This is a genomic window from Micromonospora sp. NPDC004704 (assembly GCF_053601675.1).
This window is the reverse complement of record NZ_JBSGCD010000029.1, coordinates 65,048-77,336: the sequence shown is the minus strand read 5'-3', so window position 1 is coordinate 77,336 and position 12,289 is coordinate 65,048. Positions and strand designations below refer to the sequence as shown.

The following is a 12,289-nucleotide window of genomic DNA, read 5'->3' as shown; positions in this document are numbered from 1 at the left end:
GCTGGACCAATGCCTGGTCATCTCCCACAGACTTAATAGGAAATGATGATGTTACGAGGGGCTGGCTATTGAGCCCGGTACGGCGGCCTGGTGACCCGGAATGGCCGCGAGAAGCTCGCGGGTGTACGCGTGGGCCGGGTGGTCGAAGAGTTCCGCGGTGGTGGCGGTCTCGACGATCCGCCCGGCCCGCATCACCGCGACCCGGTGGGCGATCTGGCGGACCACCGCGAGATCGTGCGAGATGAACAGGTACGCCACCCCGGTGGACGCCTGCAGCTCGGCGAGGAGTTCCAGCACCTGTGCCTGTACGGACACGTCCAGCGCGGACACCGGCTCGTCGCAGACCACGAGTTCGGGGGAGAGGGCGAGTGCGCGGGCGATCGCGACCCGTTGCCGCTGACCGCCCGAGAGCTGCGCGGGTCTGCGGTCGAGCACCGAGACCGGAAGCGCGACCCGTTCGACGAGTTCGCGGGCCCGTGCCCGGCGGGACGCCCGGTCACCGATCCCGAACACCCGCAGCGGCTCGATGATCACCTCCCGGATCGAGAACCGGGGGTCGAGTGACGCGTACGGGTTCTGGTACACGAGTTGGGCACGGCGCCGCAGTCGGCGCAGCGCCGCACCGCGAGCCCCGGTGATGTCGTCACCGTCGAAGAGGATCCGCCCGCCGTCCGGCTCCGCGAGTCGCAGCACCAACCGTGCCGTGGTCGACTTGCCCGAACCGGACTCCCCGACCAGCGCCAGGGTCTCGCCCCGGTTGATCGTGAAGCTCACCCCGTCCACCGCCCGTACGCTCCGCCGACCGGCGACCGTCCCCGGCAGGGGGAAGTCCTTGACCAGGCCCTCGACCGTGACCAGCGGCGCCGCCTGCACCGGTGCGCCCGGAGGCCCGCTGCGGGCCGGTGGCGGCTGACGTGCGGCGGCCAGACTCGGCGCGCTGCGCAACAGCTGGCGGGTGTACTCGTGGGTGGGGTCCCGCAGGACCTCGCCGGTGGGCCCGGTCTCGACCACGCGTCCCCGTGACATCACCACCAGCCGTTGCGCCCGGTCGGCGGCGATACCCAGGTCGTGGGTGACCAGCAGGACAGCCGTGCCGAGTTCCTCGGTCAGACTCTGGATGTGGTCGAGGATCAGCCGCTGCACGGTGACGTCCAGCGCACTGGTCGGTTCGTCCGCGATGATCAGACGGGGGCGGGCCGCGATCGCGATCGCGATCAGCGCACGTTGGCGCATCCCACCGGAGAGTTCGTGCGGATACTGCCGCGCCCTGGTGGCCGGATCGGACAGGCCCGCCCGGTGCAGCAGTTCGACCGCGTCCAGGGCCGCCGACCGGCGGTTGCCCAGCCCGTGTACGCGCAAAGCCTCCGCGACCTGCTCGCCGATGCGTTTCACCGGGTTGAGCGACACGGCCGGGTCCTGCGGGATGAGGCCGATCTCGGCACCCCGCAACGTTCGCAGTTCCCGCTCGGACAGCCCGGTGAGGTCACGCCCGGCGAACCGGATGCTGCCGCTGTCGACCTGCCCACCGGCCGGTAGCAGACCGATGATGGCGTGCGCGGTTGTACTCTTGCCCGAGCCCGACTCGCCGACAACGGCGACCACCTCACCCGGCCGGACGTCGAAGTCGACGCCCTCGACCGCCCGCACCGGTCCCGACCGCGACTGGTACGAGACGCGGAGTTGCCGGACCTCCAGCAGGTTCCCGCCCCCGTCCGACGCAACGTGTCGTCCCGTCATCGCTGGCTCGCCCACTCCCCGTCGACGGCCCGGGCGATCCGGTTCGTGGCCAGCACCGTCGCCGCGACCGCCAGGCCCGGAAGCGTCGAGAGCCACCACGCGTTCGCCAGGTAGTTGCGCCCGGTCGAGATCAACGTTCCCCATTCCGGTGCGGGTGGCGCGGCCCCGTAGCCGAGGAAACTCAGCGACGACACGGCCAGGATCGCGGTGCCGAAGTCGAGGGTGGCCAGCACCAGCACCGGCCCCATCGCGTTCGGCAGCACGTGCCGCAGCAGGATCGAGTGCCAGCGCGCCCCCGAGGACCGGGCCGCCTCGACGTAGGTGGCGTGCCGTACGCGCAGCACCTCGGCCCGCATCACCCGGGCGAAGCCGGCGACACTGGCGATGCCGACCGCCACGGCGACCTTCACCGTGCCGAACCCGAGCGCGGTGACCAGCGCCAGGGAGAGGAACAGGGCGGGGATGGCGAGCAGGACGTCGACGACCCGCATCAGCACGTCCTCCACCCAGCCGCCGACGAACCCGGCGACCAGGCCGATCGCCCCGCCGACGACAAACGCCACCGCGACCGCGATCAGGGTCGCCTTCAGCGACAGCGCCGCTCCGTGGACGACCCGGGCGTACACGTCGCGGCCGATCTCGTCGGTGCCGAACCAGTGCTGACCGCCGGGGCCCTGGAACCTGTCGGTGGGCACACCCAGCAGCGGATCGCGCGCGGTGAACAGCGTCGGCCAGAACGCCGCCAGCACCACCAGCGCGACGACCACGAGGGAGAGGACGAGGCCGGGACGTCGCAGCAGGAACCGGCCCAACCGGCGCAGGTCGACGCCCCGGCCCGCTTCCCGCCCGGCCGGTTCCGACCGGCTCCGGGAGCCCGGCTCCGGCACGATGTTCAGCGCCGGGTCGCCGACGACTGTCTGACTCACACGAGGCTCCTTCGCCGGGTGGCCGAGGCCACGACGATCCGTGGGTCGAAGAGCGGGTAGACCAGGTCGACGGCGAGATTCGCCAGAACGAAGACCAGGGCGCCGAACACCACGACGCCCTGGACCACGGGTATGTCCTGAACCGTCACCGCGCTGACGGTCGCCCGGCCGATGCCGTTGCGGGAGAAGACGGTCTCCACCACCACGGAACCGGCCAGCAGGTTGCCCACCAGCAGCCCGACGATGGTGAGCGCGGGCAGGGCGGCGTTGCGCAGGGCGTGCCGCAGGTGCACCCGCGCCCGTCCCGCTCCCTTGGCCCGCGCGGTCTGCACGTACGGCTCGTCGAGCGCGGTGAACAGGCTCTTCGCCAGCACCTGGGCCAGCAGCGCGCCGGTCGGCACGGCGAGCGTGACCGCCGGCAGGATCAGGCTGGTGAGGCCGTCGTTGCCGAACGCCGGCAGCAGCCGGAACCGGAAGGAGAAGAGCTGGACGAGCATCAGCCCGACCCAGAACGTCGGCAGTGACACACCGAGCGACGGCAGCGACAGCAGCAGCTGCCGCAACGCCCGCCCGGAGGTGTACGTGGCGGCCAGCGCCAGCCCCGTACCGAACACGACGGCCAGGACCAGCGCGGCACCGGTCAGTACGAGCGTCTGCGGCAGGGCGTCCCCGATCACCGACCTGACCGGTTGACCGGTCGCGACGGAGTTGCCGAAGTCCCCCTGCACCGCCCGGCCGAGATAGTCGGCGTACTGGACCAGCACCGGTTTGTCGAAGCCGTACTCCCGTTTCAGTGCCTCGAGTTGGGCCGGATCGACGGAGACCTGGTCGAGGCCGCCGCCGGCCATCGCCGACACCGGGTCACCGGGCAGGAAGTCCAGCACGAGGAAGGACAGGGTGTAGGCCGCCCAGAGCACCACCACGGCCTGTGCGAGTCGGCGGATCACGTAACGACGCACGGTCGGTTCCCTCCGTCCGCTGGTCCTGTTCGGTGCGTCAGCTCTTCCAGGTGTCGTGCAACTGGATCCGGCTCGACGCCTCGAAGTCCAGGTCGTGCACCTTCTTGGACACCCCGAGGGCGGTGGTGAGCTCCACCACCGGGATCACGTGCGCGTTGCGTACGATCAGGTCCTGGGCCTGGTCGACCAGCGCCTGCCGCCTGGCCGGGTCGACCGTCGCGGCCTGCTCGGTCAGCACCGGATCCAGCGCGCCGGCCGCCAGCCGGTACGTGTTGGCCAGGGTGGTCGAGTAGGTGCTGCGCAGGATGTCCGGGTCGGCTCGGGTGATGTTTCCCCAGAGCGCGTCGAAGTCGCCGGACTGCTGCACCTGGGTGATCTGGGCGATCTGGAGTTCCTTCAGGGTGATCTCGACACCCACCGCCTTGAGCTGCTGCTGGATCAGCTCGAGTGTCGGCTGGTTGGTCGCCGCGTTGGCGAACCAGCCGACGGAGAGGCTGAGCCGGGTGCCGCCGCGGGTCCGGACACCGTCGCCGCCGACCTGCCAGCCGGCCGCGTCGAGCAGCGACTTCGCCTTCGCCGCATCGAAGGTGAGCTGCCCGCTGACATCGCTGTGGTACGGCGTGGTGTGCGCCAGGATGCTGGTGGCCGGTTTGCTGCCGGTGGGGTAGACGGTGTCGACGATCTGCCGCCGGTCGAGCGCCACCTGGATCGCCTGCCGTACGGCGACGTCCCGCAGCAGGGGCTTGGAGTTGTTCAGGCCGAGGTTGAACACCACGCCCGGATTCGCCCGCGTCTGGAGGTTGACGGCCCCGCCGCCCTTCAGCGCGGCCTCGTCGGCGAGGCTGACGCTGCCGATGGCGTCCACCTGCCCCGACACCAGGCTCCCGGTACGCACACCAGCCTCCGGAACGACGGTGAACAGCACCTTGTCCAGGTACGCCTCACCCGACTTGCGCCACAGCGACGAACCCCAGTTGTATCCCTTGCGCTTGACCAGCGTGATCGACTGGTTGGCCACGTACCCGTCGAGGACGAAGGGTCCGGAGCCGACGACGCCGTCGGTGCACCGCTGGTCCGGCGTCTTCCGTACGCTCGACCCGGCGACCAGGCCGAGCGAGAAGGTCGAGGTGGCCTGGAGGAACTGGGCGTTGGGCTGTTCGAAGGAGACAACCGCGGTAGGGTCGTCCGGCGTCTCGGTGCCGACGTATCCGCTCAGGTAGCCGGTTGCCAGGTTGGCTTTCGCGCCGAGTTTGCGGGCCGCGTCGAAGTTGTCCCGGACCGCCTGGGCGTTGACCGGTGATCCGTCGCTGAAGGTGACACCCGGGCGGAGGTGGAAGGTGAAGGTTCTCGCGTCCGCGCTGACCTCCCAGCGTTCCGCGAGCCAGGGCACGATCTTTCCGGTCGAGGGGTCCTGGTCGGTCAGTGAGTCGACGATCTGGCGCAGGGCGTAGATGGTGTCGTTGCTGGCGACCTGATGGGGGTCGACGCAGCCGGCGTACGAGCCGACGGCGAAGGTCAGGGTGCCCCCGGATCTGGGGGTGCCGTCCCCGGTCCCACCGTTGCCGGTGGTGCCGCCGTCACCCGAACCGCAGGCGGTCAGTGCGAGGGCGGCGACGACGGTCAGCACGAGCGACCCGAGGGCGCGCCCCGATCGCGGCAGTGATCTCACGAGATTCCCTTTTCTCTGAAGGACGGCGTGGAGGTCCGGGCTCGCGTACCTCCGGACGGCGCCGGCGCGACGGTGCGCAGCGGGGGCAGGTCGAGGTGTTCGCGCAGGGTGCTGCCCTCGTACGCGGTCCGGTAGGCGCCCCGCTCCTGCAACTCCGGCACGAGTTTGTCGACGATCTCGTCGACCGATCCGGGTATCAACTGCGGGATGATGTTGAACCCGTCGACGGCACGGGTGCGGACGTAGCGGACCCACTCGTCGGCGATCCGTCCCGGCGTCCCGACGAACAGGTCGTGTCCGGGTGCGACCTCGATGACCAGGTCGCGGATGGAGAGTTTGCGCTGCTCGGCCAGCGCACGCCAACGCGCGATGACGGCGAGCTTCCCGGTGCGCAGCTCGATCGGAATGGTGCCGCGGGACGGGTCGAGCTCGTCCGGCGTCGGGTCGATGTCCGGCAGCGGCCCGTCCGGGTCGTAGCCGGAGAGGTCCTTGCCCCAGTACTGCTCCAGGAAGGCGATCGCTCGGGGCCCGCTGGTCTGCTCGCGCCTGATCCAGTCCGCCCGCTCCCGTGCCTGCGCTTCGGTGTCGCCGAGGACGACCGATGTGCCGGGCAGGATCCGCAGCGAGTCGGGCGCGCGTCCGTAAGCGGCCAGCCGGGCCCGGAGGTCCCGGGCGTACGCCACCGCCTTGTCGTACGAGGTGTTGGCGGAGAAGACCACGTCGGCATGGCGTGCCGCCAGGTCCCGCCCACCGGGTGAGTCCCCGGCCTGGAACAGCACCGGCCGGGTCTGGCGGCTGCGCGGCAGCGTGGCGGTTGCCCGCAGCCGGACCAGGTCGGTGTCCCGCTCGACGCCGGGGGCGCTGCCCGGCCGCAACCACGATCCGTCGTCGCCGCAGGAGGCGATGGCGTCGTCGTCCCAGGACGCCCAGAGTGCCCGGGCGGCCTCGACGAACTGGCCGGCGCGCTCGTAGCGCCGATCGTGGGCCAGCCACCCGCCGTGCCGGAAGTTCTCGCCGGTCCAGGCGTTGTCGGTGGTGACGATGTTCCAACCGGCCCGACCCGCCGAGACGAGATCGAGGCTGGCCAGCCGTCGGGCCAGGTCTGCCGGGTAGTTGTACGTCGTGTTCTGGGTGGCGACCAGGCCGATCCGGGTGGTTGTCGCGGCCAGCGCCGAGAGCTGGGTGATCGCGTCCGGACGGCCGGCGACGTCGAGGGCGTGCACCCGTCCCCGGTTCTCCCGTACGCGCAGGCCCTCGCCGAGGAAGAACGCGTCGAACAGCCCGCGTTCGAGAGTCTGGATGACCTTGACGAAGGTGTCGATGTGGGTGTGCGGGGCGGCGTCCGGATCGGTCCAGACGATCTGGGGGCCGACCCCGGTGTAGAACAGGCCCAGGTGGACGCGGGCTTTCGGGTCGTACCCGAGGGGGTTCGGTTGGCTCACGGCGCGTACCTCTCAGGCGGTCGTGGCGGTGCTCTCCGGTCAGGCGGTTGTCGCGTCGACGAACCGGTTGCTGGGATGGGGGAGTCCGAGGGTGGTGCGCAGGGTCGCTCCCGCGACGGGGGCGACGTGCAACCGGTGGGCGGCGAGCGCGGGCAGCACCCGATCGGCGAGTACGGGCAGGTCGACGCTCAACACGGCGGGATGCAGGCGGACACCGTCGACCACGGCGGCGAGTTGCCGCAGGAGTGTGGTCAACCCCTCGGCCGAGCCGACGTGACGTAGCCGGTCCCCGGTGCCCCAGGGGGTCGCCCGGTCGAGCGCCGCGAGCCGGTCGGCGGCCGGTTCGGCCGCGTCGAGCAGCACCTCGACCTCGGCGAACACGAGGGGTACGTCGTCCTCCCGTACCCGCCGGGTTCGTTCCGCGACGGCTCCGGGGTCGCCGCCGCCGACCAGGGCGATGTCGACCTGCCCGGTGACGCCGAGGGTGTCGGCGGCGATCACCACGACCTGGCCCTGCGGCGGTCGCGGGGTGATCAGTGGCCCGACCACCGAGAACGATCCGCCGGTGAAGTTCACGTGGTGCACCCGGTCGGGATCCAGGAACCGGCCGGTGGCCCGGTCCCGGATGATCGCGTCGTCCTGCCAGGAGTCCCACAGGCACCGGGCGACCTCGATCACGTCGGAGACCTCGCCGCGCAGCCGATCCGGCTCGTACGGCCCCGAACCGCCGATGGTGGCCAGGGCCTCGGGGCTGTTCGTGGCGCCGACGACCCAGGCGGCCCGGCCGCGCGAGGCGTGGTCGAGGCTGGCGAGCTGGGTGGCCAGGTGGAACGGTTCGGTGGTGGTGGTGTGCAGGGTGGGCGCGAGCCCGATCCGCTCGGTCACGGTGGACAGGTAGGCGGCCCGTACCCCGGCCTCGATCCGGCCCGCCGTGTTGCGGCCGTTGCCTGCGGGCAGGGGCGAGTCGGCGAAGGTGACCAGGGCGAATCCGGCCGCCTCCGCGTACGCGACGGTGTTCCGGAGGGCGGGGGCGTCCAGCACGGTCGCCGGTGGCCGCCCGCTGAAGCGCCAGGCCGCCGGGTGGGCGCCGTCGCCGTCGGCTTCCACGGCCAGGTGCAGCCGATTCCCGCTCGGCACCCCGCTCATGCTGCCGGCTCCGTCCATCGGCGGTGTGGTCGCCGGCCCAGGTGCGTCCGTGCCATCGGCTCAAACCTCCAGACCCCGTCGTACGGGCAGCGTCCGGTTGCCCGCTCGGTAGCACCGCGTCGCGCGGCCCCCGGCGCTATTCCTATTATTCCTATAGTGTTAGCGGGTTTTTGGCAACGAGTCCGGGGGCAGGTCGTGACGCGGAGGGGGACGGTGGAGGATGGGGCTGTTCCGGAAGAGGGCTGCGATCGAGGTGAACCGATGACCAGATGGTGTCCGACCAGACGTGCCCCTGCCGTGCCGCTGTCCTCCGGGGACGTCGCGTGAACGGGGAACCGGCCGTAGCCGAGGTTGTCACGCTGGCCAGCGAGTTGATCGCGATCGACACCAGCAACACCGGGGACCCGAGCGTACGGAGCAACGAACGGGCCGCCGCCGAGTACGTGGCCGAGAAGCTGGCCGAGGTCGGCTACGAACCCGTCTACGTCGAGTCGGGCGCGCCCGGTCGGGGCAATGTTGTCGTCCGGCTGCCCGGAGCGGATCCGAGCCGGGGAGCGCTGCTGGTGCACGGCCACCTGGACGTCGTACCGGCCGACGCCCGGGAGTGGTCGGTGCACCCGTTCTCCGGCGAGGTGCGCGACGGGTACGTCTGGGGGCGCGGGGCGGTCGACATGAAGGGGATGGTCGCGATGACCCTGGCCGTCGCCAGGTCCTTCAGGCGCGACGGCGTCGTCCCGCCCCGCGACATCGTCTTCGCGTTCGTCGCCGACGAGGAGGCGGGCGGTTTCTACGGCGCCCGGTGGCTGGTCGAACACCACCCGGAGCTGTTCGAGGGCGTGACCGAGGCGATCAGCGAGGTGGGCGGCTTCTCGGTGACCCTGCGCGACGGCGTACGCGCCTATCTCGTCGAGACGGCGGAGAAGGGCGTCGTGTGGCTCCGGCTGAGGGTGCAGGGCGCCGCCGGCCACGGGTCGATGCTGCACAGCGACAACGCGGTGGCGAAGCTGGCCGCCGCCGTCACCCGCCTGGACCGGCACCGGTTCCCGCTGATCCTCACCGACCCGGTACGCGAACTGCTGACCGGCGTCGCCGAGATCACCGGCGTGCCGTTCGACGAGGACGATCCGGAGACCGCGGTCGCCCGGCTGGGCAATCTCGCCCGGATGATCGGCGCGACCCTGCGGGACACCGCCAACGTCACCATGTTCGACGCCGGTTACAAGGCGAACGTCGTCCCCTCCGAGGCGCGGGCGACGGTCGACGGGCGGGTCCTGCCCGGCCGGGAGCGGGCGTTCGAGGCCGAGATCGCCCGCATCCTCGGCCCGGAGGTCGAGCGGGAGTGGGACAGCCTGCCCCCGGTGCAGACGACCTTCGACGGGACGCTGGTCGACGCCATGGTCTCCGCGATCGGGGTGGAGGATCCCGGTGCCAGGGTGCTGCCGTACATGCTGTCCGCCGGTACGGACGCGAAGTCGTTCCAGCTCCTGGGGATCCGCCACTTCGGGTTCGCGCCCCTGAGGCTGCCGCCGGACCTCGACTTCTCGGCGCTCTTCCACGGTGTGGACGAGCGGGTCCCGGTTGACGCGCTCGAGTTCGGGACCCGCGTGCTGGACCGGTTCCTGCGCGACTGCTGACCGGTCAACCGAGCAGCGGCCGGACCTCCTCGGCGAAGCGGTACGCCTCCTCCAGGTGCGGGTAGCCGGAGAGGACGAACTCGTCGATTCCCGCCGCCCGGTACTCGGCGATCCGCTCCGCGACCTCGTCGTGGGCGCCGACCAGTGCGGTACCGGCTCCGCCCCGTACCAGGCCGATCCCGGCCCAGAGGTTGGGCGCGACGACGAGCCGGTCGCGGGAGCCGCCGTGCAGGTCGAGCATGCGTCGCTGACCGACCGACTCGAGGGCGCGCAGCCGTTGCTGCCCGGCCGCGATGGTGGCGTCGTCGAGGCCGGCGATCAGCGCCTCGGCGTCCTGCCAGGCCCGCGCGGTGCTGTCCCGACTGATCACGTGGATCCGCAGCCCGAACCGTACGGTCCGACCACGGGCGGCGGCGAGTTCCCGTACCCGGTCCACCTTCTCCGCGACGAGTGGAACCGGCTCGCCCCAGGTCAGGTACGTGTCGGCATGACCTGCGGCGAGTTGGAGTGCGGGCGGCGACGACCCACCGAGATAGACCCGTGGGATCGGCACCGGCGGTTGCCGCAACCGCGCGCCGGTCAGTTGGTAGTGGGTGCCGTGGTGGTCGAACCGGGTGCCGGACCAGGAGGCGCGGACGACCTCGAGGAACTCCTCGGCGCGCTGGTAGCGCTCGTCGTGCGCCAGTGGGTCTCCGTAGCCGCGCTGCTCGGCGTCGCTGCCTCCGGCGACCACGTTGAGCAGCAGCCGTCCGTCCGACAGTCGTTGGAAGGTCGCCGCCATCTGCGCGGCGAGCGCCGGTGCGACGAGTCCGGGCCGGAACGCGACGAGGAACTTCAGTCGCCGGGTCTGGGCGATGAGCGCCGCGGTGACGATCCAGGCGTCCTCGCAGTGGGCACCGGTCGGAGTGAGGACGCCCTCGTAGCCGAGGGCGTCGGCGGCGCGGGCCAACTGGGTCAGGTAGTCGAGCGACGCGGGACGCTGGCCGCCGTCCGGCGCTCCCGCCGGCGCTCCCGCGTCGCCGATCTCGAGACCGTGCACGGATCCGCCCAGCCGCCGGCCGTCGCCGCCGGTCGGCAGGAACCAGTGGAACACCGGATGCGTCGCGCTGCCCGAAGTTGCTGTCATGCCATCTTTCCTATCACGCTATCCCTAGCGGAATAGTGGGCAATATTATGTCGTTGGACCTGCTGCCGGCAGCCGTCCACCAGCACGTATGTACAACCAAAGTCCACTAAACCTGTAGGGATAGACAACTTAAGGTTGACCGGGGTAGTCTCCGGAAAGGACCTAGATCCACAGGAGGTGACGACCGTGCACCCGATCACCCGCCGGACCGTCGTCATCGCGTCGACACCGAGATCTGCCGGTGTTGTCCTGGTCTCCCGTCGACACATCGACCTGCAACGCGTTGCCGGCGCACTCTGTCCCCGCTGACCTGACACCAGTCCCTCCACGCAACTGCGCCCCGGACCGGTCCCCGGCCAACCGTCGGCCGTCACCACGAGTCGGTCCGTGGCCACACCCCAGCAGGAAGCGGAGCATCGTCATGTCCGATTCAGGAAGCCCACTGCATCTCGCGGTCGCCCTCGACGGCGCCGGTTGGCACCCGGCGGCGTGGCGCGAACCCGGGGCCCGGCCGACCGAACTGTTCACCCCGCGCTACTGGTCCGACCTGGTGATCGAAGCCGAACGGGGCCTGCTGGACTTCGTGACGATCGACGACTCGCTCGGGTTGCAGTCGTCGAGCCGTACCGAGCCGGACCGGCGTACCGACCAGGTACGCGGACGCCTCGACGCCGTGCTGGTCGCCGCCCGCGTCGCGCCACTGACCAGCCACATCGGACTGGTGCCCACGGTCGTGGTCACCCACACCGAGCCGTTCCACATCGCGAAGGCGATCGCCACCCTGGACTACGTCTCGTCCGGCCGGGCCGGAGTGCAGGTCCGGGTGTCGGCCCGCCCGGACGAGGCGGCCCACTTCGGCCGCCGCACCCTGCCCCGGATCAGCTTCGACGACCTGTCCACCCCGCAGGCGCAGGAGCTGATCGGGGACCTGTTCGCCGAGACCGCCGACTACGTGGAGGCGGTACGGCGACTCTGGGACAGCTGGGAGGACGACGCGGAGATCCGGGACGTCGCCACCGGGCGCTTCGTCGACCGGGACAAGCTGCACTACGTCGACTTCGAGGGACGCTGGTTCAACGTCAAGGGCCCGTCCATCACCCCTCGGCCCCCGCAGGGCCAACCCCTGGTCAGCGCGCTGGCGCACCAGAGCGTGCCGTACCGGCTCGTCGCCGGGTCCGCCGACATCGGCTACGTGACGCCCCACGACGCCACGCAGGTGCGGGAGATCGTCGCCGAGATCCGGGCCGGGCAGGCCGCCGCCGGGCGGGCCGGGGAAACCGTGCACATCCTCGGTGACCTGGTCGTGTTCCTGGACGACTCGGCTCCGGCCGCCGAAGCCCGCAGGGCGCGCCTCGACGACCGCGCCGGCAGCCCGTACGTCAGTGACGCCACGGTGTTCGTCGGCACCCCGGCGCAACTGGCGGACCTGTTGCAGGAGTGGCACCTGGCCGGGCTGTCGGGGTTTCGCCTGCGCCCCGGCACCATCCCGCACGACCTGGAGCGGATCACCCGGGCACTCGTGCCGGAGCTGCAGCGTCGGCAGGCGTTCCGAACCGGGTACGCCGCCGGCACCCTGCGCGGGCTGCTCGGCCTGACCAGGCCAGCCAATCGTTACGCGGCCGTCTGACCGTCGTCACCGCGAAGCCGGAA

10 protein-coding genes are annotated in these 12,289 nt (G+C 71.2%); 3 read left to right on the top strand and 7 right to left on the bottom strand.

The window, feature by feature from the left end; all coding sequences use genetic code 11:
- Positions 1-51: 51 nt before the first annotated feature.
- The 6 genes from ACWEFB_RS29495 to ACWEFB_RS29470 are packed head-to-tail and all read right to left on the bottom strand — an operon-like array spanning position 52 to position 7,879.
- Positions 52-1,737: a dipeptide ABC transporter ATP-binding protein gene (locus ACWEFB_RS29495; RefSeq protein WP_452290635.1), complete on the bottom strand. Its 1,686-nt coding sequence runs from the start codon at positions 1,735-1,737 to the stop codon at positions 52-54.
- Positions 1,734-2,663: an ABC transporter permease gene (locus ACWEFB_RS29490; RefSeq protein ID WP_452290633.1), complete on the bottom strand. Its 930-nt coding sequence runs from the start codon at positions 2,661-2,663 to the stop codon at positions 1,734-1,736. Before ACWEFB_RS29490 ends, ACWEFB_RS29495 begins: the two co-directional genes overlap by 4 nt.
- On the bottom strand, positions 2,660-3,622 hold the full coding sequence (locus ACWEFB_RS29485; protein ID WP_452290631.1) for an ABC transporter permease: 963 nt from the start codon (positions 3,620-3,622) through the stop codon (positions 2,660-2,662). Before ACWEFB_RS29485 ends, ACWEFB_RS29490 begins: the two co-directional genes overlap by 4 nt.
- Before the next feature lie 37 nt (positions 3,623-3,659).
- Positions 3,660-5,291 carry an ABC transporter substrate-binding protein gene (locus tag ACWEFB_RS29480; RefSeq protein ID WP_452290629.1) on the bottom strand — a complete coding sequence of 544 codons (1,632 nt, stop codon included), beginning with the start codon at positions 5,289-5,291 and terminating at the stop codon, positions 3,660-3,662.
- Positions 5,288-6,733, bottom strand: a complete 1,446-nt coding sequence (locus ACWEFB_RS29475) for an NtaA/DmoA family FMN-dependent monooxygenase (RefSeq protein ID WP_452290627.1) — start codon at positions 6,731-6,733, stop codon at positions 5,288-5,290. The genes ACWEFB_RS29480 and ACWEFB_RS29475 overlap by 4 nt, the downstream gene beginning before the upstream one ends.
- A gap of 39 nt (positions 6,734-6,772) precedes the next feature.
- The gene (locus tag ACWEFB_RS29470) at positions 6,773-7,879 is read right to left on the bottom strand and encodes an LLM class flavin-dependent oxidoreductase (RefSeq protein ID WP_452290625.1); all 1,107 of its coding nucleotides are present in this window, start codon (positions 7,877-7,879) and stop codon (positions 6,773-6,775) included.
- Positions 7,880-8,202: 323 nt separating this feature from the next.
- Here ACWEFB_RS29470 and ACWEFB_RS29465 point away from each other — a divergent pair, with 323 nt between their 5' ends.
- The gene (locus ACWEFB_RS29465; protein WP_452290623.1) at positions 8,203-9,513 is read left to right on the top strand and encodes a M20/M25/M40 family metallo-hydrolase; all 1,311 of its coding nucleotides are present in this window, start codon (positions 8,203-8,205) and stop codon (positions 9,511-9,513) included.
- Between the two features lie 4 nt (positions 9,514-9,517).
- Here the strand turns inward: ACWEFB_RS29465 and ACWEFB_RS29460 are convergent, their stop codons facing one another.
- Complete coding sequence (locus ACWEFB_RS29460; protein ID WP_452290621.1) at positions 9,518-10,639, bottom strand: LLM class flavin-dependent oxidoreductase; 1,122 nt, start codon at positions 10,637-10,639, stop codon at positions 9,518-9,520.
- Positions 10,640-10,816: 177 nt separating this feature from the next.
- On the opposite strand from ACWEFB_RS29460, the gene ACWEFB_RS29455 reads away from it, so the two are divergent.
- A complete protein-coding gene (locus ACWEFB_RS29455; RefSeq protein WP_452290619.1) occupies positions 10,817-10,948 on the top strand; it encodes a putative leader peptide in 132 nt (43 codons plus the stop codon).
- A 112-nt stretch (positions 10,949-11,060) separates the two neighbouring features.
- Positions 11,061-12,266 (top strand): LLM class flavin-dependent oxidoreductase, encoded by a 1,206-nt coding sequence (locus tag ACWEFB_RS29450; RefSeq protein WP_452290617.1) that lies wholly within the window; start codon positions 11,061-11,063, stop codon positions 12,264-12,266.
- Positions 12,267-12,289 lie beyond the last annotated feature (23 nt).